The sequence below is a fragment of the Hylemonella sp. GW821-FHT12C09 genome (genome assembly GCF_058807395.1).
The window spans coordinates 407,793-429,820 of record NZ_JBXAQQ010000003.1 but is presented as its reverse complement, the minus strand read 5'-3'; the positions used below and the strand labels follow the sequence as shown (position 1 = coordinate 429,820).

At 66.6% G+C, this 22,028-nt stretch carries 24 protein-coding genes; 8 read left to right on the top strand and 16 right to left on the bottom strand.

The features are described 5' to 3' along the window. Positions 1-115: 115 nt before the first annotated feature. From urtD to AC1RRP_RS07915, 6 genes are all read right to left on the bottom strand, one after another. A complete protein-coding gene (gene urtD, locus AC1RRP_RS07940; RefSeq protein ID WP_493034878.1) occupies positions 116-997 on the bottom strand; it encodes an urea ABC transporter ATP-binding protein UrtD in 882 nt (293 codons plus the stop codon). A gap of 82 nt (positions 998-1,079) precedes the next feature. After that, positions 1,080-2,195 (bottom strand): urea ABC transporter permease subunit UrtC, encoded by a 1,116-nt coding sequence (gene urtC, locus AC1RRP_RS07935; RefSeq protein WP_493034876.1) that lies wholly within the window; start codon positions 2,193-2,195, stop codon positions 1,080-1,082. 140 nt (positions 2,196-2,335) lie between these two features. Beyond that, positions 2,336-3,907 carry an urea ABC transporter permease subunit UrtB gene (urtB, locus tag AC1RRP_RS07930; RefSeq protein WP_493034874.1) on the bottom strand — a complete coding sequence of 524 codons (1,572 nt, stop codon included), beginning with the start codon at positions 3,905-3,907 and terminating at the stop codon, positions 2,336-2,338. 117 nt (positions 3,908-4,024) lie between these two features. Then, positions 4,025-5,293, bottom strand: a complete 1,269-nt coding sequence (gene urtA / locus AC1RRP_RS07925; protein ID WP_493034872.1) for an urea ABC transporter substrate-binding protein — start codon at positions 5,291-5,293, stop codon at positions 4,025-4,027. Between the two features lie 223 nt (positions 5,294-5,516). Beyond that, complete coding sequence (locus AC1RRP_RS07920; protein WP_493034870.1) at positions 5,517-6,434, bottom strand: DUF2971 domain-containing protein; 918 nt, start codon at positions 6,432-6,434, stop codon at positions 5,517-5,519. Between the two features lie 141 nt (positions 6,435-6,575). Then, on the bottom strand, positions 6,576-7,007 hold the full coding sequence (locus AC1RRP_RS07915; protein WP_493034868.1) for a helix-turn-helix domain-containing protein: 432 nt from the start codon (positions 7,005-7,007) through the stop codon (positions 6,576-6,578). 157 nt (positions 7,008-7,164) lie between these two features. On the opposite strand from AC1RRP_RS07915, the gene AC1RRP_RS07910 reads away from it, so the two are divergent. The 5 genes from AC1RRP_RS07910 to AC1RRP_RS07890 all read left to right on the top strand — a co-directional run bounded on the left by AC1RRP_RS07910 (position 7,165) and on the right by AC1RRP_RS07890 (position 9,812). After that, positions 7,165-7,512, top strand: a complete 348-nt coding sequence (locus AC1RRP_RS07910) for a single-stranded DNA-binding protein (protein ID WP_493034865.1) — start codon at positions 7,165-7,167, stop codon at positions 7,510-7,512. Between the two features lie 27 nt (positions 7,513-7,539). Then, positions 7,540-7,710: a hypothetical protein gene (locus AC1RRP_RS07905; protein WP_493034863.1), complete on the top strand. Its 171-nt coding sequence runs from the start codon at positions 7,540-7,542 to the stop codon at positions 7,708-7,710. Between the two features lie 85 nt (positions 7,711-7,795). Continuing rightward, entirely contained in the window at positions 7,796-8,413 is a 618-nt protein-coding gene (locus AC1RRP_RS07900) for a LemA family protein (protein WP_493034861.1), read from the top strand. Positions 8,414-8,478: 65 nt separating this feature from the next. Further along, positions 8,479-9,309, top strand: coding sequence for a TPM domain-containing protein (locus tag AC1RRP_RS07895; protein ID WP_493034859.1), 831 nt, complete (start codon positions 8,479-8,481; stop codon positions 9,307-9,309). Between the two features lie 2 nt (positions 9,310-9,311). Further along, positions 9,312-9,812: a TPM domain-containing protein gene (locus AC1RRP_RS07890; protein WP_493034857.1), complete on the top strand. Its 501-nt coding sequence runs from the start codon at positions 9,312-9,314 to the stop codon at positions 9,810-9,812. 63 nt (positions 9,813-9,875) lie between these two features. Here the strand turns inward: AC1RRP_RS07890 and AC1RRP_RS07885 are convergent, their stop codons facing one another. The 8 genes from AC1RRP_RS07885 to AC1RRP_RS07850 are packed head-to-tail and all read right to left on the bottom strand — an operon-like array spanning position 9,876 to position 17,440. Further along, positions 9,876-10,589, bottom strand: coding sequence for a GntR family transcriptional regulator (locus tag AC1RRP_RS07885; protein ID WP_493034856.1), 714 nt, complete (start codon positions 10,587-10,589; stop codon positions 9,876-9,878). A 9-nt stretch (positions 10,590-10,598) separates the two neighbouring features. Further along, on the bottom strand, positions 10,599-11,258 hold the full coding sequence (locus AC1RRP_RS07880; RefSeq protein ID WP_493034854.1) for a cysteine hydrolase family protein: 660 nt from the start codon (positions 11,256-11,258) through the stop codon (positions 10,599-10,601). Beyond that, positions 11,255-12,637 (bottom strand): AtzE family amidohydrolase, encoded by a 1,383-nt coding sequence (locus AC1RRP_RS07875; RefSeq protein WP_493034853.1) that lies wholly within the window; start codon positions 12,635-12,637, stop codon positions 11,255-11,257. The genes AC1RRP_RS07880 and AC1RRP_RS07875 overlap by 4 nt, the downstream gene beginning before the upstream one ends. Further along, entirely contained in the window at positions 12,634-12,843 is a 210-nt protein-coding gene (locus tag AC1RRP_RS07870) for a DUF4089 domain-containing protein (protein WP_493034852.1), read from the bottom strand. Before AC1RRP_RS07870 ends, AC1RRP_RS07875 begins: the two co-directional genes overlap by 4 nt. 1 nt (position 12,844) lies before the next feature. Continuing rightward, positions 12,845-13,768 (bottom strand): ABC transporter permease, encoded by a 924-nt coding sequence (locus tag AC1RRP_RS07865; RefSeq protein WP_493034849.1) that lies wholly within the window; start codon positions 13,766-13,768, stop codon positions 12,845-12,847. Further along, positions 13,765-14,844, bottom strand: a complete 1,080-nt coding sequence (locus AC1RRP_RS07860; protein ID WP_493034848.1) for an ABC transporter permease — start codon at positions 14,842-14,844, stop codon at positions 13,765-13,767. The genes AC1RRP_RS07865 and AC1RRP_RS07860 overlap by 4 nt, the downstream gene beginning before the upstream one ends. Beyond that, positions 14,841-16,454, bottom strand: coding sequence for an ABC transporter ATP-binding protein (locus tag AC1RRP_RS07855; RefSeq protein ID WP_493034846.1), 1,614 nt, complete (start codon positions 16,452-16,454; stop codon positions 14,841-14,843). Before AC1RRP_RS07855 ends, AC1RRP_RS07860 begins: the two co-directional genes overlap by 4 nt. A gap of 5 nt (positions 16,455-16,459) precedes the next feature. Beyond that, a complete protein-coding gene (locus AC1RRP_RS07850) occupies positions 16,460-17,440 on the bottom strand; it encodes a BMP family protein (protein WP_493034845.1) in 981 nt (326 codons plus the stop codon). A gap of 176 nt (positions 17,441-17,616) precedes the next feature. On the opposite strand from AC1RRP_RS07850, the gene AC1RRP_RS07845 reads away from it, so the two are divergent. The 3 genes from AC1RRP_RS07845 to AC1RRP_RS07835 are packed head-to-tail and all read left to right on the top strand — an operon-like array spanning position 17,617 to position 20,266. Further along, positions 17,617-18,414 (top strand): cysteine hydrolase family protein, encoded by a 798-nt coding sequence (locus tag AC1RRP_RS07845; protein WP_493034843.1) that lies wholly within the window; start codon positions 17,617-17,619, stop codon positions 18,412-18,414. Beyond that, positions 18,414-19,592 (top strand): amidase, encoded by a 1,179-nt coding sequence (locus tag AC1RRP_RS07840; RefSeq protein ID WP_493034841.1) that lies wholly within the window; start codon positions 18,414-18,416, stop codon positions 19,590-19,592. Before AC1RRP_RS07845 ends, AC1RRP_RS07840 begins: the two co-directional genes overlap by 1 nt. Positions 19,593-19,597: 5 nt before the next feature. After that, complete coding sequence (locus tag AC1RRP_RS07835; RefSeq protein WP_493034839.1) at positions 19,598-20,266, top strand: TetR/AcrR family transcriptional regulator; 669 nt, start codon at positions 19,598-19,600, stop codon at positions 20,264-20,266. 14 nt (positions 20,267-20,280) lie between these two features. On the opposite strand, the gene AC1RRP_RS07830 is transcribed toward AC1RRP_RS07835, so the two are convergent. Both AC1RRP_RS07830 and AC1RRP_RS07825 read right to left on the bottom strand, forming a co-directional pair. Then, positions 20,281-21,102: an ABC transporter ATP-binding protein gene (locus tag AC1RRP_RS07830; RefSeq protein ID WP_493034837.1), complete on the bottom strand. Its 822-nt coding sequence runs from the start codon at positions 21,100-21,102 to the stop codon at positions 20,281-20,283. An 85-nt stretch (positions 21,103-21,187) separates the two neighbouring features. Further along, a complete protein-coding gene (locus AC1RRP_RS07825) occupies positions 21,188-22,027 on the bottom strand; it encodes an ABC transporter permease (RefSeq protein ID WP_493034835.1) in 840 nt (279 codons plus the stop codon). Position 22,028: the final 1 nt, after the last annotated feature.

The window sequence follows — 22,028 nt, the reverse complement described above, 5'->3', positions numbered from 1 at the left end:
CCTTCTCTTTGCTTACTTTCTCTTGGCGAAGCAAGAGAAAGTGAGTCGCCCGCCGGGGCGAGACCCGGCTTGCCACGCAGACCAGGAACAGATGAAAAGGGAAGAGACAACACCGTCATCTCCCCAGATAAACCTCAATCACCCGCTCATCCGCCTGAACCTCCTCCAGCGTCCCCTGAGCAAGAACAGACCCGTCACACAAAACGGTCACGATCTCCGAGATCGCCTTGATGAAACTCATGTCGTGCTCGACCACCATCAGCGAATGCTTGCCCTTGAGCGACAGGAACAGTTCCGCCGTGCGCGCCGTCTCCTCGTCGGTCATGCCGGCCACGGGCTCGTCGAGCAGCAGCAACTTCGGGTCCTGCATGAGCAACATGCCGATCTCCAGCCACTGCTTCTGGCCGTGGCTCAGGAAACCAGCCTGGCGCGTCACGCTGCCGGCCAGATGGATGGTGTGCAGCACCTCGGCCAGGCGGTCGGACTGGCCGGAGTCCAGGCGGAAGAACATGGAGGACTTCACGCCCTTGTCGGTCTTGAGCGCGAGTTCCAGGTTCTCGAAGACGCTCAGGTGCTCGAACACCGTGGGCTTTTGGAACTTGCGGCCGATGCCCAGCTGGGCGATCTCGGCCTCGCTGTGGCGCAGCAGGTCGATGGTGGAGCCGAAGAACACCGTGCCCTCGTCGGGCCGGGTCTTGCCGGTGATGATGTCCATCATCGTGGTCTTGCCCGCGCCGTTGGGGCCGATGATGCAGCGCAGCTCACCCGGCGCGATGTCCAGGCTGAGCTTGTTGATGGCCTTGAAGCCGTCGAAGCTCACGCTCACATCCTCCAGGTAGAGGATGCGGCCGTGTGTGACGTCCACCTCGCCCGCCACCTGCACGCGGCCGTAGCTCGCGGCCTGGCCGCCGGCGGCGGTTTGCAGGCGGGCGGCGTCGAGTGCGGCCAGGCGCTGTTGATAACGCTGCGCCCCCTGTTCGAGCAGGTCGGGTGTCATATCAGTGCCCCCACGCTTACCACTGCGTGTGTTGCGCTGCCCCCCGAGGGGGCCCTCGCGCCTTGGGACGGCCCGGCGTCGCTCATGACTTCTTCTCCCGCATGCCCTTGAGTTTCTTCACCAGCCCCACCACCCCATCGGGCAGGAACAGCGTGACCACGATGAACAGGCCGCCCAGGAAATACAGCCAGAACTCGGGCGCCGCCACGGTGAGCCAGCTCTTGGCGCCGCTGACCACAAAGGCGCCGACGATGGGGCCGATGAGCGTGCCGCGCCCGCCCACGGCCGCCCAGATGGCGATCTCGATGGAATTGGCCGGGCTCATCTCGCCCGGGTTGATGATGCCCACCTGCGGCACGTAGAGCGCACCGGCAATGCCGCACATCACGGCCGACAGCGTCCAGATCGCGAGCTTGTAGCCCAGCGGGTTGTAGCCCGAGAACATCACCCGGCTCTCGGCATCGCGGATGGCCTGCAGCACCCGGCCGAACTTGGCGCGCACCAGCCAGCGCGCCAGCAGGAAAAAGGCCAGCAGCGTGAGGCCGGTGAGCACGAAGAGAAACATGCGCATGTTCTGCGTGGCAATCGGCAAACCGAGAATGCGCTTGAAGTCGGTGAAGCCGTTGTTGCCGCCGAAACCCGTCTCGTTGCGGAAGAAGAGCAGCATGGCCGCGAAGGTCATGGCCTGGGTGATGATGGAGAAGTACACACCCTTGATGCGCGAGCGGAAGGCGAAGTAGCCGAACACAAAGGCCACCAGGCCCGGCACCAGCACGATGAGGAGCAGCGTGGCGATGAAGCTGTCGCTCAGCGCCCAGTGCCAGGGCAGCTCCTTCCAGTCCAGGAAGACCATGAAGTCGGGCAGATCGCTTTTGTAGTTGCCGTCGCGGCCGATCTGGCGCATCAAGTACATGCCCATGACATAACCACCGAGCGCAAAGAACAGGCCGTGGCCCAGCGAGAGGATGCCGGTGTAACCCCAGATCAGGTCCATGGCCAGGGCGCAGATGGCGTAACACATGATGCGGCCCAGCAGGGCCACGGCGTAGTCGCTCAGGTGGAAGACGCTGCCCGCCGGCACGACCAGGTTGAGCAAGGGCGCCAGCGCGCAGATCAGCAGCAGCGCAATGAGAAAGGCGCTCCAGCCTGTGCGGGTGAGCAGCGGCGCGCGTGACGGTAGAGAGATGTTCGTCGACATATTGTTCTACTTTCCGCACGCAAGCTGGCACGCACATGCCAAGCCGCAGGCTCCCGCAGAACCGGCTTTGCCGGGCTGCTGGGAGCGCCCCCTGCAAGGGGGGTGGCGCAGCGAACGAAGGGAGCGAAGCCTGGGGGTACTCATATTTCACGGCCCTTCATGGCAAAGATGCCCTGCGGACGTTTCTGGATGAAGATGATGATGAAGACCAGCACGGTGATCTTGGCCAGCACGGCCCCCGTCCAGCCTTCGAGGAACTTGTTGAGCACGCCCAGGCCCAGCGCGGCGTAAACGGTGCCGGCCAATTGGCCCACGCCGCCCAGCACCACCACCATGAAGGAATCGACGATGTAGTTCTGGCCCAGGTCCGGGCCCACATTGCCCACCTGGCTCAGCGCGCAACCGGCCAGGCCGGCGATGCCCGAGCCCAGGGAGAAGGCATAGGTGTCGATACGCGCCGTGTTCACGCCCATGCACGACGCAATGGGCCGGTTCTGCGTGACCCCGCGCACGAACAGGCCCAGGCGCGTGCGGCCGATCAGCAGGGCCATGCCGGCCAGCACGGCCAAGGCGAAGGCGATGATGACCAGGCGGTTGTAAGGCAGCGTGAGGTTGGACAGCAGCTGCCAGCCCCCGCTCATCCAGGCCGGGTTCTCCACGGCCACGTTCTGCGCGCCGAAGAGCGAACGCACGCCCTGCATCAGCACCAGGCTGATGCCCCAGGTGGCCAGCAGCGTTTCCAGCGGGCGGCCGTAGAGGAAACGGATCACACCGCGCTCCAGCGCCGCGCCCACCAGCGCCGAGGCCAGAAAGGCCACGGGCACCGCGGCCACCAGGTACCAGTCAAACGCGCCCGGCAGGTATTTCTGGAACAGGCCCTGCACCAGCCAGGTGGCGTAGGCGCCGATCATCATGAGCTCGCCGTGCGCCATATTGATGACACCCATCAGCCCGTAGGTGATGGCCAGGCCCAGCGCGGCCAGCAGCAGGATGCTGCCCAGGCTCAGGCCCGTGAACATGGCGCCCAGGCGCTCGCCCCAGCGCAGGCTGTCGTCGATCTGGCGGATGGCGGACTGCAGTTGTGCCTTGACCTCGGCATCGCTCTCCACCGACAGGCGCTGGTTGAGCAACAGCTTGGTGTCCGGTGTGCGGCTCTGGGCCAGGGCACCGGCGGCCACAAGCCGCTGGCTCTTGTCCTCGCTGGCCAGCAGCACGGCGGCGCGCGCCAGCGCCAGCACCGCCTTGACGCGTTCGTCGGTCTCACCGGCCAGGGCCTTGTCCAGCAGCGGCAGGCGCCCGGCATCGGGTTCCTTGAGCATGGCGCGCGCGGCGTCCCCGCGCTGCTTGGCGTCCGGGCTGAACAGCTTGAGCACCGCCAGCGCGGTATCGATCTCGCCGCGCATGCGGTTGTTGTTGATCACGTCCTCGGCATCCTCGGGCAGGGCCAGCGCCTCGCCCGTGGCCGGGTCGGTCGCCTTGTCGTCACGCACGATGTAGACCTTACCGCCCGCCACCTTGACGGCGTCATCGGCCAGGGCCTGCAGCAGCGCAGCCTTGCGCTCGTCGGGCTTCAGCACGGCCTGCTGCAGGGCCGTGATACGACCATCGGTCTCGCCGATGACGATGGCCTGCGCCTCTGCGGGCGTCAGGGCCTGGGCGTGTGCGGCCAGAAAGAAAAGTGTGACGAGGAAGAATAGGTGTCGAATCGGCATACAAGGTACTCGGCCGGAAATATTCCCTCTCCCCCTGGGAGAGGGGCAGGGTGAGGGCTCTCGCCACGCCGGCCCTCACCCCTGCCCTCTCCCAAAGGGAGAGGGGGTGAACAGCCCTTACTTCTTCACCGGCTCGTCAGGCTTCTTGTCGTTCCCTTCGATGTAGGGAGACCAGGGCTTGGCCTTGACCGGGCCCGGGGTCTTCCACACCACGTTGAACTGGCCGTCGGCCTTGATCTCGCCGATGAACACGCTCTTGTGCAGGTGGTGGTTCTTCTCGTCCATCTTGCTCACGATGCCCGAGGGCGCCTTGAAGGTCTGGCCGGCCATGGCGGCGATGACCTTGTCCACATCGGTGCTCTTGGCCTTCTCGACGGCCTGCTTCCACATATAGATACCGATGTAGGTGGCTTCCATCGGGTCGTTGGTCAGCGGCTTGTCCTTGTGGCCGGCGATGTTCTTGGCCTTGGCGTAGGCGGCCCACTTCTTCACGAAAGCGTCGTTGTCCTTGTTCTTGATGGACATGAAGTAGTTCCAGGCGGCCAGGTGGCCCACCAGAGGCTTGGTGTCCACACCGCGCAACTCTTCCTCACCCACGGAGAAGGCCACCACCGGCACGTCCTTGGCCTTCAGGCCAGCGTTGCCCAGTTCCTTGTAGAAAGGCACGTTGGAATCGCCGTTGATGGTGGAGACCACCGCCGTCTTGCCGCCAGCCGAGAACTTCTTGATATCGGCCACGATGGTCTGGTAGTCGCTGTGACCGAAGGGGGTGTACTTCTCGTCGATGTCGCTGTCCTTCACGCCCTTGCTCTTGAGGTAGGCGCGCAGGATCTTGTTGGTGGTGCGGGGGTACACATAGTCGGTGCCCAGCAGCACCCAGCGCTTGGCGGCGCCGCCGTCCTTGCTCATCAGGTAGTCCACCGCGGGGATGGCCTGCTGGTTGGGCGCGGCACCCGTGTAGAACACGTTCTTGGACAGCTCTTCACCCTCGTACTGCACGGGGTAGAACAGCAGGCCGTTCATCTCTTCCACGACCGGCAGCACCGACTTGCGCGAGACGGAGGTCCAGCAGCCGAAGATCACCGAGACCTTGTCCTGGCCCAGCAGCTGTTTGGTCTTCTCGGCAAACAGCGGCCAGTTGGAGGCCGGGTCCACCACCACGGGCTCGAGCTTCTTGCCCAGCACGCCGCCCTTGGCGTTGATCTCTTCGATGGCCATGAGCACGGTGTCTTTCAGAACCGTCTCGGAAATGGCCATGGTGCCCGACAGGCTGTGCAGCACGCCCACCTTGATGGTGTCGGCAGCATGGGCGGCCATGGAGGCCAGGCCCAGGGTGGAGACGGCGGTGGCAGCTGCCAGCGCCTTGAGGGTAAATCGACGTTGCATGTGGGTGACTCCGGGTGGTTGAACAAAACCGTCTCGCTGCGCCCGGCCGGGAAACGGCCCGGGGACGGCGATGAAGTCACTCTAGGGATGGAAGGGGGAAGCGGGAATACGCCGGACGGCGTATGGGGTCAATCGGGCTGGGCGGGTCGGTCAGCGGGCCGTGGTCAACGACTCTTTACGACCCAAAGCGGACTGTCAGTCAGAAATTGCGAACCCACCAAGCTTATTGGATCAGATACTCCCGAGCCATATCCCGCTTTATGAGTTCATGGAATGCGAAGCGTTGTGGCAATATGCCGGCAATAGGAATACGCTGCTCCAGATCGGAGTCTTGGTGTCCTACGCCATCCAACTTTCTTACGGCAAGTCCGAAATCAGTTTCGTCTTTGACTATCTGGAAATAGCTGCAGCTCAGGCCGCCCTGATGCGCTCTCCGAATCACGACCTGAATGTTTCTCTCCGACGTTTTCATTCCGAAGCACACACCGGCAACGAACTTGGGATCAATCGTTAATGGACCTGACGTGCTGCGAATGATGCGTGTTTCCGCTTCGTAGCTCCAGCTCTTGCCCTTGGTCGCCAGCAATCTAGCATTCAGCTTCACGAAGAAGCGCTTGAAATCGTAGGGATTCGTCGACTCGTCAGAAATGTAGCGGTGGGCATCCATCCATAGCCAGCGGCTTAGTCCAGAGTTGTCGTAAGCGACATCCTCTAGTCCAAGAATATCTGGAATCGTGCAAAAGAACTGCTGTGGAAACCGAAAGATGACACAGCATCCCTGCCCGCCAGCCGCGTAGTGCGACCAGAGCAACGGATTTGTCAGACTCGTTGAGAATGCGCATACACCGGAAGCCGCAGCCGCTCGCTCAATCTCTAGAAGCATTTCTTTTTGAACCAACAATGCTTCAAGAAGGTCCGGACGCTGTGCGTCCTTACGAGCGATAGCACGTCGAATAGATCCCAGCAGGTCATGCTGACAGTCAAATGGATCATTCAGCTTGTCTGGCGGGCTGAAGTAGATCCTCTGGTCCAGAAGAACCTGGTCCAGTATTGAGTCAATGTCTCTGAACTTGAACAGCAGTACGTCGGACTGAGGTGGCTCTAGGCCTTTAACAGCTGAGACTATCGAATCAAGGTCCATCGGTATTAGATTAGACATCGAACATGGAACCCAAAGGATAACCCTAGTGGAGGCCTGTTGAATGTCCGCTTCTGGCCGACAACGCCCCCTCAAGCGCCCTTACCTGATCAGAAAGAACTTGCTCAGGAAGGGGGCGCAAGCTCACTTCTGCTGCGCCAGGCGCGCGGCAGCTTCACGTTTGCCCAGCTTGCGTACTTGCGCAATGGCGGCCAGCTGGCCTGCCCGCGGTTTGGATTTGCCGCTTTCCCAGTGGTAGACGGACTGGGCAGAAACGCCCAGCAGCCTGGCCATCTCCGCCGCCGAAAGACCGAGCTTCTTGCGCAGGGTGGCAAAACCATCAACGCGGAAGCGCAAGGGCAACTGCGCCGGCTCCTCGGCGGTCTTCCGCTTGCGTGGGCTGGTTTTGTCCAGCTTCTTGAGCGTTGACTCCAAGCCGGCGATTCGCCTCTTGAGTGCCGCGATGTCAGAACGGTACTGGGCCGAGGCCTTCTTGAAAGCCTGGGTCTCTGCGCGAACCTCTTTGCGCGCGATGCGCGAGATTTCCGATTTCAGCAGCGTTGCCAGATTGGGCATGGGGGTCCTTATGGAACGAGATGGTCTTCATGTTACGTCGAACGCGCACGGGGCAGGAATGCAACTCTTTTCCAAATGTGCAAATTTCGAGACATCTTCACGATGTCTTGAGGGCTGTTCGATCAGTGACAATCCCCCCACCACTCCCGGAAACCCCATGATCGAAGGCCTCATCACCGGCACCCTCGTCGGCCTGGCGGAACAACGCCAGGGCAAGAACGACACCTCCTTCGTGCTCGCCAAGGTGAAAGCCACGCCCGGCGAAGGCGAAGCCCTGATCGTCAATGTGATTGCCTTTGCGGCCGAAGCCTGCGCGGCCCTGCTGGCGCTGGACGAGGGCGATGCGCTGGCGCTGTCCGGCGCGCTGACGCCGAAGGTCTGGACCGACAAGCAGGGCAACACCCGGCCCGCGCTGGACCTGGTGGCCAGCCAGGTGCTGACCGCCTACCACGTGGACCGCAAGCGGGCAGCCCTGGGCGGCTCGGCCGCCCCTCTGGCTGCCTGACGGCACATCGAACCCGACAGACACCCCATGAAGCCCCCACAACGCGTCATCCCCACCCCCGGCTGGCTGCGCCCCGTGATCCGCTGGGCCACCCGCCTTGCCATGAACGCGCCGGCCTGGGTGCCGAACTGGCTGAAGAACGCGCCGCTGAAGCTGACGTCACTCGTGCTGCGCGCCTACGTGGCGATCGTGCGTTAGCCGCCGGAGCCCCCGATCGGCGAGGTTGGACTGGACACCTCCGCGGCAAGGTCCTAGCATGGATGGATTCACCGGAGAAATCGACATGCGCAAATTGCTAGGCTTGCTCTTGACCCTGGCCGTGTTCAGCCTCTCGGGCTGCGGCTACAACACCTTCCAGACCACCGACGAGCAGATCAAGGCCAGCTGGGCCGAGGTGCTGAACCAGTACCAGCGGCGGGCCGACCTGATCCCCAATATCGTCAACACCGTCAAGGGCGAGGCCAACTTCGAGCAGGAAACCCTGACCAAGGTGGTAGAAGCCCGCGCCCGGGCCACCAGCATCCAGGCCACGCCGGAGCTGGTCAACAACCCCGAGGCCTTCCAGAAGTTCCAGGCCGCACAGAACTCCCTCTCCGGCGCGCTGAGCCGCCTGCTGGTGGTCAGCGAAAACTACCCGCAGCTCAAGGCCAACCAGGGCTTCCAGGAACTGCGGGCCCAGCTGGAGGGCACCGAGAACCGCATCACGGTGGCCCGTAACCGCTACATCAAGGCCGTGCAGGAGTACAACGTGGCGGTGCGCAGCTTCCCCACCAACCTGACGGCCATGGTCTTCGGCTATTCGGTCAAGCCCAGCTTCACGGTCGCCGACGAAAAAGAACTGGCCACGCCGCCGAAGGTGGATTTTGGTGGCCCGGCCAAGCAGCCCGAGGCCGCACGTTGAACCCTGCCGCGCCCGGCCTGCGGCTACGGCGTTGGGCCGGGGCGCTGCTTGGCCTGCTGTGGCTGATGGCCGTCCCCTGGGGGACGGCGCACGCGACCGATGAGCTGGTTGCCGTGCCCCCGCTGCAGGCCCTGGTGACCGACCTCACCGCGACGCTGACGCCCGAGCAGCGGGCCGGCCTGGAGCGCCGGCTGCGGGCCTTCGACGAGCGCAAGGGCAGCCAGCTGGCGGTGCTGATCGTACCCACGACCCAGCCCGAGGCCATCGAGCCCTATGCCATCCGCGTCGTCGAGCAGTGGAAGCTCGGGCGAAAAAAGGTAGACGACGGCGTGCTCCTGCTCGTGGCCAAAAACGACCGCACGGTGCGCATCGAGGTGGGCTACGGCCTGGAGGGCGTGCTGAGCGACGCCATCACCCAGCGCATCATCAACGAGCTCATCGTGCCCCGCTTCAAGCAGGGCGACTTCTACGGTGGCATCGACGCCAGCGTCGAGCAGATGATCAAGCTGATCGACGGTGAGGCGCTGCCGGCACCCGCCGGGCGCGCGGGCGATGCGTCCTTCAACCTCGGCGGCATGGCCCCGGTGCTGCTGATGATCGCCGTGGTGGCGGGCGGCGTCTTGCGCGCGCTGCTGGGGCGCCTGCCGGGTGCCGCGGTGACGGCGGGCATTCTGGGGCTGATCATCTGGTTCCTGTCCGGCGTCCTCCTCATCGCCCTGGTCGGCGCCGTGATCGGCTTCGTCGTCACCCTGCTGGGTGGGGGCTCCTTCCTGCGCGGCGGCATGGGCAACGGCGGCCACCACGGCGGCGGCTTTGGGGGCGGCTTCGGCGGCGGTGGTTTCAGGGGCGGCGGCGGTGGCGGTTTCGGCGGGGGCGGCTCCTCGGGGCGGTGGTAAGCATGAAGCTGCAACGCTGGACCCGACACCTGCTGAGTTCGCCCTGGAGCGTGCGGCGCGCCTTCCCGCGCGCAACGATGGCGGCCATCGCCGAGGCGATCCGTGTCGCGGAAAGCGGGCACGGCGGCGAGATCCGCTTTGCGGTGGAGGCGGCGCTGGAACCCTGGGAACTGATGCGCGGCATGAGCCCGCGCGAACGCGCCATCGAGGTGTTTTCCGAGCTGCGGGTCTGGGACACCGAGCACAACAACGGTGTGCTGATCTATGTGCTGCTGGCGGACCATGCGGTGGAGATCGTCGCCGACCGCGGCATCCACGCGCACGAGGGCCCGGACACCTGGAAGGCCATCTGCCGGCAGATCGAGGCCGCCTTCGGGCAGGCCGATTACCGCGCGGGCGCGCTGCTGGGTGTGGCAGCGGTGGCGCAGGCCCTGAAGAAGCACTACCCCCAACGCGGCGGACACCCGAACGAATTGCCGGACGAGCCGGCCGTGCTGTCCTGAGATTTCAGCCCGACAGACCGCCTGCCAGATGACAGGGGACGGACCGGGTCCGGACCCGGCCTCTCAGGCGGCGCGCGCCAGATGCACCTGGTGCAGGGTGATCTTGCGCACCTCGGCCTGGCTGGTCTGGATGTGGGCGCGCAGCAGCATCACCGCCGGGTCGCTGCGCTTGCGCTGGATGGCGCGCAGGATCTTGGCGTGTTCCTCGTAGGTCGCGTCGATGCGGGCCTGTTTGGTGAAATCGAGCCGGCGGATGATGCGGATGCGTTCGGTCACGTCGCGGTGCACGCGCGTCATCTCGGCATTGCCGGCGGCAGCCACCAGGCTGCAATGGAAGTCCTCGTCCCACTGCGCGACCTGGCGGATGTCGGTGCTGCGCTCGGCCACGGGCACCAGCCAGATCGCGGTGATCTGCTCCAGCAGGGCGCGGTCGATCTTGGTCTCGTCGGTGCACAGGCGCTGCACGGCCGTGGTCTCCAGCACCATGCGCAGGTCGTAGAGCTGCTCGAAGCGTTCGAAGTCGAAGGGCAGCACGCGCCAGCCGTTGCGGAACAGCACCTCGACATACCCTTCCTGCTGCAGGCGAAACAGCGCCTGGCGCACGGGCGTGCGCGAGACGCCCAGGCGCTCGCTGAGTTCGTTCTCGGTGAAGCGGTCGCCCGGTACGAGCTTGAAGTCGGCCACGTCGCGCTTGAGCTGCTCGTAGACCATCTCGGCGCGCGAATGGAAGACGGGCGCATCCGCCTGGCGGGGGGAGCGGCGGCTGGTGGTGACCATGACCTGACTCTACAGGGCAGCGAGAAACTGGGCGCTGCCGGCCGTCCAGCCCACGATGGCGCCCTGCGCGTGGATCATCTCCACGGCGGCGGCCTTGAAGTGCGGGAAATAACTCTCGGTGCAGTCTCCCAGCAGCAGGCCGTCGTAGCCGCGGTCATTGGCCTCGCGCATGGAGGTCTGCACGCAGACCTCGGTGGTCACGCCCATGAAGATCAGGTGCGTGATGCCACGCGCCTGCAGGGTCTCGTGCAGGCCCGTGGCGTAGAAGGCGCCCTTGCCCGGTTTGTCGATCACGATCTCGCCCGCCACGGGCGCCAGCGCGGGGATGATCTGGTTGCCCGGCTCGCCGGCCACCAGGATGCGGCCCATGGGGCCGACATCGCCGATGCGCAGGCTGGGCTTGCCGCGCTGGAGTTTGGCCGGCGGGCAGTCGGACAGGTCGGGCCGGTGCGCCTCGCGGGTGTGCACCACCAGGCCGCCCGCGGCGCGCCACGCCAACAACACGGACTGGCAGGCCGGCACGATGGCCGCCAGCAGGGACACGTCGTTGCCCAGGGTCTCGCCGAAACCACCGGGTTCGATGAAGTCGCGCTGCATGTCGATGATGACCAGGGCGGTGTGCGCGGGGTCGAAGCTGAACTCGAAGGGCTGGGCGTTGATCTTCTTCACAGCAGAGGCTCCTTGGGTCCGGCCACACCAGCAGCCTGCAAGACAGCGGCAGCGCGCAGCACGAGGTCTTCTTTCCAGGGCGCGGCAATCAGCTGCACGCCCAGGGGCAGGCCCCGGGTGCCCTCGGGCCACATCGGCGCCACCACCACCGGGCAGCCGGCGAAGGAAATGGGCTGCGTGAGCAGGCCCATGGAGGGCCGGGTGGGGTGGCGTTGCCCGTTCACCTCGATGAAGTCCTGGCCGAGCAGCGTCGCGCTGACCGGCGTGGCCGCGCACAGCAGCACATCCCAGTCCGCGAACAGGGCGTTGACGCGATCACGGTAGGCGCGGCGGAAACGCTGCGCGCGCACATACCAGTGCGCGGGCTGCAGCGCGCCGGCGATGAAACGGTCCACCGACACCGGCTCGAAATCTTCCGCACGCTGGCGCAAATCGTCGAGGTGCAGGCTGCCGCCTTCGCTGGCCGTGACGATGAAGGCCGCCGCGCGGCCCAGCGCCGCGTCCGGCCACTCCACCTGCGCACGCGCGCCCAGCAGCTGCGCGGCCTGGGCCACGACCGCGCGGGCCGGCTCACCGGCGTGTTCATGGAAGTAGCCACCGAGCACACCGATACGCAAGCCTTGGACGCCCGCGAGCAGCGTGGGCGCCGCCGGCTGCACACGCAGCGCATGGCAAGCGGGGTCCAGCGGGTCGGGCCCCTGCATGGCGTCGTAGGCCAGGGCCAGGGTCTCCACGCAGTCGGCGACGGGCCCGAGGTGGTCGATGCTGTGCACAAAGGGGTACGTGCCGCGCCGTGTGAGGCGGCCGAAGGTGGGCTTGAGCCCCCAGACCCCGCACAAGGACGCCGGCACACGGATGGACCCATTGGTGTCCGAGCACAGGGCCAGCGGCACCTGCCCGGCGGCCACCGCGGCGCCCGAGCCGCCCGAGGAGCCACCCGCGGTGCGGGCCAGGTCATGGGGATTGCGTGTGGGGCCGTAGTGCGTGTTCTCGGTGGTGAAGCCGTAGGCGTACTCGTCCATATTGAGCCCGCCCAGCAGCACGGCACCGGCACCCTGCAGGCGCTGCACCAGCACCGCGTCGTCGTGCGCGGGCGGCAGGCCGCGGTTGACCTTGGAGCCCGCCAGCGTGGTCAGGCCCTGGATGTCGTAGAGATTCTTCACCGCGTAGGGCAGGCCGGCCAGTGGCGGCAAGACCTCGCCAGCGGCACGGCGCCGATCCACGGCCGCGGCTTCGGTACGGGCGCGGGCCACCGTGCGGTCGGTGAAGGCGTTGACCTTGTCGTCGGTGGCTGCGATCCGCGCGATCGCGTCTTCGCAGGCTTGCGCAGCCGAGATCTCACCCGCCGCGATGGCGTGCAGCAATGCGGCGCTGTTCATGCGTTCTCCTGCGACGGGAAAGGCGCAGGCCGGTAGACCTCGGCCGGCTCGACCTCGGGCGAGAGCACATAGGCTTCCAGCGCCTGGGCCAGCACGGCGGTGCGGCCCAGGTGCAGGGCCACGGCGCGGGCGCGGGCGTCGTCCAGCGGCAGTTCGAGCGCGCGCGCCGTGGCGCGGACGTAGGCGAGTACTTCTTCTTCGTCCATTTCAGTGTCCGGTGTAGGGCCGCGTCAGCGCGGCGGGGGCAACCTGACGACCCACCAGGCCGCCCACGGCCAGCAGCGCCAGCACATAGGGCAGCATGATGAGCAGCGCGCTGGGCACCTGCACGCCCATGGCCGGCAGCTGGAACTGCAGGGCCGTGGCTGCGCCAAAGAGGCCGCAGGCCAGCAGGGTGCGGCCCAGCTTCCAGTTGCCGAAGATCACCGCGGCAATGGCCAGGTAACCCGCGCCGCTGGTCATGCCTTCGGTGAAGGTGTGGATGTCGCCGATGGAAAGGAAACAACCGGCCAGCGCCGACATGAAACCCGTGAAGAGCACCGCGCCGTAGCGGATGCGTGTGACCTTGAGCCCCGAGTTCGCCGCCGCCTGCGGCGCCGTGCCCGCGGCGTGCAGCGCCAGGCCCAGCGAAGTCGAGCGCATGACCCAGGTCACGGCGATCACCAGCAGCACGGCCGCGTAGAGCAGCCAGGTCTGGTGGAACACATGCTCGCCCAGTATCGGGATGTCAGCCAGGCCCGGCGGGGCCCACTTGTCCAGGCCCGGGATCTCGGCGCGCGAGCGGCTGCCGAAGAGCGCGCGGTAACCCAGGGTGGTGGCGCCCAGCACCAGGATGTTGATGCCGATGCCGGTGACGATCTGGTTGGCGCGCAGCGTGATGCTCAGGAAAGCCTGCAGCCAGGCTACGGGCAACACACACAACACGCCCAGGGCCAGGCCGATGACGGGCGAGCCCGTGGCCCATGAGCCCACGGCGCCCGCGAAAGCGCCGGTGAGCATCATGCCCTCGACGCTCATATTGAGCACACCCGCGCGTTCGCTCACGAGCTCGCCCGTGGCAGCCAGCAGCAGGGGCGCGGCCAGGCGGATGCTGGAGCCGACGAAAACGGCGGCGAGTTCGGGTTCGATCATCGGCGGGCCTCCATGCGCTGGATGGCGAGCGCCGCGCCGGCCAGGATCACGATGATCAGGCCCTGGATCACCACCACCAGCGCGGTGGGCACCTGCGCCACCATTTCCATATTGATGCCGCCCGAGCGCAGGAAACCGAAGAGCAGCGAACCCGCGATCACACCGGGTACCGAGCCGCGTGCCAGCAGGCCCACGACCAGGCCGTCGAAACCGTAACCCGAGGAGAAGCCGGCCTTCAGCGTGTACTGCTCACCCTGCAGCATGCAGGCCCCCGCCAGGCCGCCCAGCGCGCCGGCGGCACAGAGCACACCCACCGTGAGCCGGTCCACGGCCATGCCGGCACGGCGTGCGGCCCTCGCGTTCAAACCCGTGGCGCGCAGGCGCAGGCCCAGCACCGTGAAACCCAGCACCACCGCCACGACCACCGCGAACACCAGGCCGATGGGCAGGCCCGCGTGCAGCGGTACCGAGGCATCACCCAGCAGCAGCGGCAACTGGGTGGCCAGCGGAATCTCCAGCGACTCGGGCAGCGTGGCCGAGGTCGTCATGGGCCGGCGCAGCAGCTGTTCGCTCTGCACACTGCCGTAGACCATCCACACCGCGATGAAGGACAGCAGCAGCGTGGCGATCACCTCGTTGGTGCCGGCCTTGACCTTGAGCACGCCGGCGATGCCGCCCCACAAGGCGCCCGCCACACAGGCGCCGAGCATGGGCACGATGAAGGCCAGGCCGAAAGGCAGGCCGGCCACCGGCGGCCAGAGCGCGAAGGCGGTGGCGGCGATGCCGCCCACGGCGATCTGCCCTTCACCGCCCACATTGGTGAGGTTGGCGCGTTCGGCCAGCACAAAACCCAGGCCGACCAGCATGAAAACGAGTGCGCGGTTGATCGAGGCCGCCAGAGCATAGGGCGAGCCCCAGGCCCCGTCGGCGAAAGCGCCCACGGCCTCGCCCACGGGCACCCCCATGAGCGCCACCATCAGCGTGCCGATCAGCAGGGCCAGGGCCACGGCGGCCACCGACATGCCCAGCGCGGGGCCGGGCCGCAGGCTGCGCCACAGAACAAGTGCGCTGCTCATGCCGGGGCCTCCTCTGCTTCGGTCGACGGTGTTTCCTGCCCGGCCATCCAGGCGCCGATGCGCGGGCGCTCGGCCGGGTCGGCCTTGCAGCTGCCCATGAGGCGGCCGCGGTAGAGCACGACGATGCGGTCGGCCACGGCCAGCAACTCTTCCAGTTCCGACGAAATCAGCAGCACACCGACACCACGCGACGCCACCGCACGGATGTGGCCGTAGACGGCTTCCACCGCACCCACGTCCAGGCCGCGGGTGGGCTGGGCGGCCAGCAGGAAACGCAGGGGGTCGAGCGTGAGCTCGCGCGCCAGCACGGCCTTCTGCTGGTTGCCCCCGGACAGGCCGCCGAAGGCCACCTCGGGGCCGGCGGCGCGCACGTCGAAACGCTGCATCAGCTCGCGCGCCGCGCGGTTCAAGGCCTCGCGGTCCAGCAGCCCGTATTTGCGAAAGCGGCCCAGCCGGTCCAGCATCATGTTCTCGGCCACGTTCATGCCCGTGACGCAGGCCAGGGCGTGGCGGTCTTCGGGCACCACGCCGCAGCCGGCGGCCGTCAGCGTCTTGGGGCTCTGGCCCGTCATCTCCTCGCCGAAGATATGGAAACGCCCTTCGCTGGGCTTGAGCATGCCCGAGAGCACGGCGCCGAGTTCACTCTGGCCATTGCCCTCCACCCCCGCGACGGCGACGATCTCACCCGGCGCCACCATCAGCGTGAAATTGTCCAGGCGCAACACGCCGTCGGCGTCGCGCACGGTCAGGCCATCGGCCAGCAGCGCCATCTCGCGCGGCGGCAGGGTCTCGTGGACCACCTGCTTCACGGCGCGCTCAGGCGTCAGGGGGCTCGCGGACGCCTGCAGGTCGCGCTGGATCATGGCGCGCACCAGCAGGTCAATCTCCTGGGCCGGCGCATCGGAACGCGCCACCACCCTGCCCCCGCGCAGCACGGTGGCACGGCGGGCCACCAGGCGGATCTCGGCCAGCTTGTGCGTGACCAGCACCACACCACAACCCTGGGCGGCCACGCGCTCACACACGGCGAGCAGGGCCTCGATCTCGGCGGGCAGCAGCACGGCGGTGGGTTCGTCGAGCACCAGCAGGCGGGGCTCGCGCACCAGGCACTTGACGATCTCCACGCGCTGGCGCTCGCCCACGGACAGATCCTGGATGCGGGCATAGGGGTCCAGCGCGAGGCCGTAGCGCTCGCGCAGGGTCTCCAGCCTGGCGGCGCAGGCCTTACGGTCCAGCACGCCGCGCGACTGGCCCAGCAGCATGTTGTCGACCACCGTCAGGTCCGGCACCAGGCTGAAGTGCTGGTGGACCATGGCAATGCCGTGGTTCAGCGCGTCGGCCGGCGAGCGCGGCGTGTAGGGCGCACCGTCCAGCACCATCTGCCCGGCATCGGGGCTGTGCACGCCGAAGACGAGGTTGCACAGCGTGGACTTGCCCGCGCCGTTCTCGCCCAGCAGGCAATGCACCTCACCCGGCATCAGCGCCAGCGACACATCAGCCAGCGCCTGCAGCGAGCCGAAGCGCTTGGCCAGGCCGTCGATGCGCAGCAGGGGCGCGACGTCTTGCGACGTCGCGCCTGCAGCCTCGCCGGTGACAGCCTCGGTGCGCACGGTGCTCAGCCTTCCAGCACCTTGATCTTGCCGCTCTGGATGTCTTTCTTGATCGCCTCAAGCTTGGACTTCATCTCCGGCGTGGCGCCGCAGACCACCATGTCGGAGGCCTTGGGACCCATGGCCAGGCCGAAGGGTTTGTAGCCGGCCTTCCACGTGCCCTTGACGGCCTCACCGATGGCGTACTGCACCTGGTAACCCACGCCCGTGATGCTGTAGGCCGGGTACAGCGGGTCGCTGCCGCAGCGGTCGGTGTAGCTGCCGACGATCTTGGTGCCCTTCTCCTTGGCCGCCTGCTCCATACCGCGCAGGCCGAGGTTCAGGATGTGATAGTGGACGTCGGCGCCCTGGGCGATGGCAGCCAGCGTGGCTTCCTTGGACTTGGCCACGTTGTCGAAGTCACCCGTGTAGTTCTCGAAGTACTTGATCTTGGGGTTGATGTACTTGGCGCCGTTGCCGAACTCCTTGCCGGCGTTGACGATAGACGGGATCTCCATGCCGCCCACATAACTCACCGCGCCGTTCTTGGACAACATGGCGGCGGCAGCGCCGGCGACGAAGGCGATCTCGGCCTGCTTCACGTCGTAACCCGCCACATTGGCCAGGTCCTCACCCTTGTTGCCGCCGACGATGGAGAACTTGGTGTTGGGGAAGCGCTTGGAGACTTTCAGCACGGCCGCCTGCGTCTGGCCGCCCACGCCGATCACCAGCTTGTTCTTGCCGGCCAGGTTGGTCAGGGCCTGTTCCATGTCGGCGTAGTTGATGTTCTCGATCATCTGCACCTTGACCTTGTCGCCGTACTCCTTCTGCGCGGCCACCAGGCCGTCGTAGCCGGACTCCATCCAGCCCTTGTCGGACTTGGAACCGGGGATCAGGATGCCGACCGTCACCGGGTCAGCGGCGGGCGCGGGCCCGGCCAGCGTGAACGCAGCCGCGGCAAGGGCGGCCAGGGTGAACATACGGCGGGAGGGAAATGAAACCTTCATGGCATGCCTTTCGCTTAGTGGTGGAGGGAAGTAAATAACTGATTACTTACGACCATGTCCTGCAATAAAGATGCCAGTGCCACAGCCGTTTTTTGCCGCCTGCGCGCGCGCAAACGGTGCGTGCGCACCAGCATGCAGCAGCGCATGCCCTTGGAACGCACACCACAGGAGTCCTCATGAAACGTCACCCTTACCTGCCCGACGCCCGGCCCCCAGGGGCGCTCGGACTCGGACACCAGTACTACTGGGTTGCCAACGCGCATGAAGTGGACATGTCGATCGCGCCGCCCGCACCGGTGCCCGCGCGCATCGCGGCGCAGCCGCAGAACGTGGTGCTGGACCTGCGGCGCACGGCCATCGTCATCATCGATCTGCAGAACGACTTCTGCGCCAAAGGTGGTTGGGTCGACTCCCTGGGCCTGGACTACACGGCCGACCGCACGCCCATCGAACCGCTGCAAAAACTGCTGCCCGCGCTGCGCACGGCCGGTGTGCCGGTGATCTGGGTCAACTGGGGCAACCGGCCCGACCTGGCCAATATGCCGCCCAACCAGATCCACCTCTACGACAACGGCGGCGCCGGCGTGGGCCTGGGTTACCCGCTGCCCGGTGGCGGCGGCAACGTGCTGGAGAAGGATTCCTGGGCCGCGGCGGTGATCGACGAACTCAAACCCGTCGAGGGTGACTACTGCGTGGACAAGCACCGCATCAGCGGCTTCTGGGACACGCCGCTGGACAGCATGCTCAAGAACCTGGGCATCAAGAGCATCCTGTTCGCGGGCTGCAACACCGACCAGTGCGTGCTGCACACGCTGACCGATGCGAACTTTCTCGGTTATGGCTGCGTCATGCTGGAAGACTGCTGCGCCACCAGCTCGCCCGCCTTCTGCGCCGAGGCCACGGTCTGGAACGTGAAGAAGTGCTTCGGCTTCGTGACCGACTCCACGCAGGTGCTGCAGGCGCTGCCCAGGTGATGAGCACATCGTCATCCCCCTCGGGCGCCTTCGTGCCCGGGCCGCGCGCGCTGCGCGAGCCCACCGGCGCGGGGGTGCTGGACGGGCAAGATGTCGCCGTCAAGGACCTGATCGACGTGGGTGGCGCGCCCAGCACCTGCGGCAACCCGGACTGGGCGGCCAGCCATGCGGTACCGACGCAAGACGCGCCCTGTGTGGCGGCCTTGTGTGCGGCGGGCGCGCGTGTCGTCGGCAAGACCGTCACCGACGAACTCGCTTTCAGCCTGGAAGGCGAGAACGCCTTCCACGGCACACCGCGCAACCCCGCCGCGTCCGACCGCCTGCCTGGCGGTTCCTCCAGCGGTTCCGCCGTGGCCGTGGCCGCAGGTGAGGCCGATCTCGCCCTGGGTACCGACACCGGCGGCTCGGTGCGGGTGCCCGCTTCCTTCTGCGGTGTGCATGCCATGCGGCCGACCCATGGCCGCATCTCCCTGGCGGGCGTGCTGCCCTTCGCCGAGAGCTACGACACCGTGGGCTGGTTCGCGCGCGATGCGACCCTGCTGCGCGCCGCCGGCCGGGTGCTGCTCGGCTTGCGACGCGATGACCATGCCCGCCCCCTGCGCCTGTGCATCGCCGACGACGCGCTGGCCCTGGCCGAGCCCGCGGTGGCGCAGGCCCTGCGGGCCTGGGCACAGGCGAACGGCATCACTGAAAAGCGCCAGGCCTTTGTGCGGCCCTGGCGCGAAGTGCAAGAGGCCTACTCGGTCTTGCAGGGGCTCGAAATCCGTGCGGCCCTGGGCCCCTGGATCCGCGAACAACGGCCGACTTTCGGCCCCGCGATTGCGCCGCGCTTCGCGGGCGCGCTGGCGCTGGACCCCGCTTTGGAAGCGCCTTGGCGCCGTTGGCGTGAAAACATGCGGCGCGAACTCCTGGCGAACCTGGGGCCCGACGAAGCCTGGCTGCTGCCCGCCGCGCCCGGTGTAGCCCTGCCGCTGAACGCCAGCGGTGAGCAGCGCGGTGACTTTTATGAACGGGCCCTGGCCCTGGGCGCCCTGGCCAGCCACGCGGGCCTGCCGCAGACCGTGCTGCCGCTGCTGCAGGTGCATGGCCTGCCCGTGGGCATCTCCTTCATCGCCGGCCCCGGGCAGGACGAACGCCTGCTGGACCTGGCCCTGGCGCTCTCGCCCACAAAGGAGTGATGGCTGTGACATCGCGTTCACCTGGCCGGGCCACGGCCCGCAAGGAAACACCCGCCAGGCGGGACCCGGTGGCCGCACGTGCGCGCCTGCTGCAGGCCGCGGTGGACGAGTTTGCGGCGCACGGCTACAGCGGCGCGCGCACCGAGCGCATTGCGCAGAGCGCCGGCACCAACATCCGCATGCTCTACCACTACTTCGGCGGCAAGGACGATCTCTACGTCGTGGTGCTGGAGACGGTGCTGGCCGATCTGCGGCACGACGAACTGCAGCTCGACACCACGGCCCTGCCCCCCATGGAAGGGCTCTTGCGCATCTTCGATTTCGTGGCCGGCCACTTCGCCGCCCACCCGCAGTTGCGCAAGCTGCTGGCTTTCGAGAACCTCAACGAGGCCCGGCACCTGGCGCGCTCGGAGCGGATCCCGGAGATGGCCACACCGGTGCTGAACCTGATCCGCAAGCTGCTGGCGCGCGGCGCGGCCACGGGCGAGGTGCGAACGGGCGTGGACGCCCTGCACCTCTACGTGGCCATGGTCAGCCTGTCCTACTACGGCCGGGCCCATGCCTGGACACTCACCCGCATCTTCAACAAGGACCTGCAGAAGCCGGCCTGGCAGCGCGCGCACCTCAAACTCACCCGCGCCATGGTCGAGGCTTACCTCAGGCCCGACGACTGAGCGGGTGGTGGACATCAGCGCCTCACTTCACGCTGGAAGATTTCCAGGCTCAACTTCTTGGTGCGGATGAAGCTGGCCTCGGAGAGCGTTTCCACCGTGCGCGGCCGCGCATCGTTGTAGGGCAGGATCTCGGCCACCTTGGTGGGCCGCTTGGTCAGCAGCAGCACCTGGTCGGCCAGGTACACCGCCTCTTCCAGATCGTGCGAGACCAGCAACATGGTGGTGCCGGTCTGCATGAACACTTCCTGCAGCTTCTCGCGGATGAACAGGGTCATCTCGAAGTCCAGCGCCGAGAAGGGCTCGTCCAGGAACAGCACCTCGGGCTTGGGCGCGAGCGCGCGCATGATGGACGCCGTCTGCTGCTGGCCGCCCGAGAGTTCATAGGGGTAGCGGTTCAGGTCGAACTTGACGTCGAAGCTGGCCACCAGCTCGGCCATGCGGCGGTCCACCTCGGCCTTGCTCCTGCCTTCGAGCTTGAGCGGGTAGGCGATGTTGTCGATGGTGCGCATCCAGGGGAACATGGCCTCGCGGTAGTTCTGGAAGACGTAGCCGATCTTGGTGTCCTTGAGCGACTTGCCGTCGAACAGGATCTCGCCGCTGTCGATGGGCACCAGCCCGGCGATCATGTTGATCAGCGTGGACTTGCCGCAGCCATTGGGCCCGAAGACCGAGACGATCTTGCCCTTGGGAATGTCGAGGTCGAAGTTCTCGTACAGCGGCCAGCCCGCGAAATACTTGGTCAGGCCACGGATGGTGATGTGCGTGCCGGCCGGGCCGGGCTTGAAGGGCGGCACCGGTACATCGGCCACCACGGGGGCGTTCAGGACTGCGTTCATGATGTTTGCCCCCACGCTCGGCATTGCATGTCCTCACTGCCCCCCGAGGGGGCCTTCGCTTGCTTGAAGCGGTTCTGCGCTGCGCTCATCTTCCACTCCAGTGAACAATTCGACGCTCGGCTACAAGAAACAGAATATTCAGCGCGTAACCCAGCACACCCGCAGCCAGGATGGACGCGTACATGTCGCGCACATTCATGACCTGTTGCGAATTGATGATGCGGTTGCCCAGGCCGCTGTCCGAGCCGATGAACATCTCGGCCACGATCACGATCACCAGCGCCATGGACACGGCCGAGCGCAGGCCCACGAAGCTGGGCTGCAGGCTTTCCCACACCAGCACGTCCTTGAAGATCTGCCAGCGCGAAGCCCCCATGACCTTGGCCGCCATCACGCGCTGCTTGCGTGCATTGATGACGCCGTAGGCGCTGTTGAAGACCACGATGAGCAGCGCGCCGAAGGCTGCGATGGCCACCTTGTTGATGTCGGACACGCCGAAGATCATCAGGAACAGGGGAATCAGCGCCGAGGACGGCGTGGAGCGGAAGAAGTCGATCAGGAACTCCACGCTGCGGTAGGCACGCTCGGCGCTGCCCAGCACCACGCCCAGGGGCACCCCCACCACGGCCGCGATCAGAAAGGCCTGGGTTGTGCGCCACAACGTGACGACGAAATCCTTGAGCAGCGGGCCACCGGCCAGGCCGTTGATCAGCGTGGTCACGGTCTCGGCCGGGGGCGGCAGCAGGATGGCCTTGATCGCGCCGAAGCGCACCGTGAAGTCCCAGACGATGAAGAGCAGGACCGGCCCGATGAAGGGCAGCGCCCGGCCCCAGTTGACCTTGCGCGGTGCAGCCGCCACCGGCACCGCCGGTGCGGACCAGGGCGCAGCCGCAACGGGCGCGTTGACAGAGGAAGAGTCCGCCATA

Excerpts from the sequence above, each read along its gene's own strand:
- urtD (WP_493034878.1), bottom strand. The coding sequence starts at position 997 with ATGACACCCGACCTGCTCGAACAGGGGGCGCAGCGTTATCAACAGCGC.
- urtC (WP_493034876.1), bottom strand. The coding sequence starts at position 2,195 with ATGTCGACGAACATCTCTCTACCGTCACGCGCGCCGCTGCTCACCCGC.
- urtB (WP_493034874.1), bottom strand. The coding sequence starts at position 3,907 with ATGCCGATTCGACACCTATTCTTCCTCGTCACACTTTTCTTTCTGGCC.
- urtA (WP_493034872.1), bottom strand. The coding sequence starts at position 5,293 with ATGCAACGTCGATTTACCCTCAAGGCGCTGGCAGCTGCCACCGCCGTC.
- AC1RRP_RS07920 (WP_493034870.1), bottom strand. The coding sequence starts at position 6,434 with ATGGACCTTGATTCGATAGTCTCAGCTGTTAAAGGCCTAGAGCCACCT.
- AC1RRP_RS07915 (WP_493034868.1), bottom strand. The coding sequence starts at position 7,007 with ATGCCCAATCTGGCAACGCTGCTGAAATCGGAAATCTCGCGCATCGCG.
- AC1RRP_RS07910 (WP_493034865.1), top strand. The coding sequence starts at position 7,165 with ATGATCGAAGGCCTCATCACCGGCACCCTCGTCGGCCTGGCGGAACAA.
- AC1RRP_RS07905 (WP_493034863.1), top strand. The coding sequence starts at position 7,540 with ATGAAGCCCCCACAACGCGTCATCCCCACCCCCGGCTGGCTGCGCCCC.
- AC1RRP_RS07900 (WP_493034861.1), top strand. The coding sequence starts at position 7,796 with ATGCGCAAATTGCTAGGCTTGCTCTTGACCCTGGCCGTGTTCAGCCTC.
- AC1RRP_RS07895 (WP_493034859.1), top strand. The coding sequence starts at position 8,479 with ATGGCCGTCCCCTGGGGGACGGCGCACGCGACCGATGAGCTGGTTGCC.
- AC1RRP_RS07890 (WP_493034857.1), top strand. The coding sequence starts at position 9,312 with ATGAAGCTGCAACGCTGGACCCGACACCTGCTGAGTTCGCCCTGGAGC.
- AC1RRP_RS07885 (WP_493034856.1), bottom strand. The coding sequence starts at position 10,589 with ATGGTCACCACCAGCCGCCGCTCCCCCCGCCAGGCGGATGCGCCCGTC.
- AC1RRP_RS07875 (WP_493034853.1), bottom strand. The coding sequence starts at position 12,637 with ATGAACAGCGCCGCATTGCTGCACGCCATCGCGGCGGGTGAGATCTCG.
- AC1RRP_RS07870 (WP_493034852.1), bottom strand. The coding sequence starts at position 12,843 with ATGGACGAAGAAGAAGTACTCGCCTACGTCCGCGCCACGGCGCGCGCG.
- AC1RRP_RS07865 (WP_493034849.1), bottom strand. The coding sequence starts at position 13,768 with ATGATCGAACCCGAACTCGCCGCCGTTTTCGTCGGCTCCAGCATCCGC.
- AC1RRP_RS07860 (WP_493034848.1), bottom strand. The coding sequence starts at position 14,844 with ATGAGCAGCGCACTTGTTCTGTGGCGCAGCCTGCGGCCCGGCCCCGCG.
- AC1RRP_RS07850 (WP_493034845.1), bottom strand. The coding sequence starts at position 17,440 with ATGAAGGTTTCATTTCCCTCCCGCCGTATGTTCACCCTGGCCGCCCTT.
- AC1RRP_RS07845 (WP_493034843.1), top strand. The coding sequence starts at position 17,617 with ATGAAACGTCACCCTTACCTGCCCGACGCCCGGCCCCCAGGGGCGCTC.
- AC1RRP_RS07840 (WP_493034841.1), top strand. The coding sequence starts at position 18,414 with ATGAGCACATCGTCATCCCCCTCGGGCGCCTTCGTGCCCGGGCCGCGC.
- AC1RRP_RS07830 (WP_493034837.1), bottom strand. The coding sequence starts at position 21,102 with ATGAACGCAGTCCTGAACGCCCCCGTGGTGGCCGATGTACCGGTGCCG.
- AC1RRP_RS07825 (WP_493034835.1), bottom strand. The coding sequence starts at position 22,027 with ATGGCGGACTCTTCCTCTGTCAACGCGCCCGTTGCGGCTGCGCCCTGG.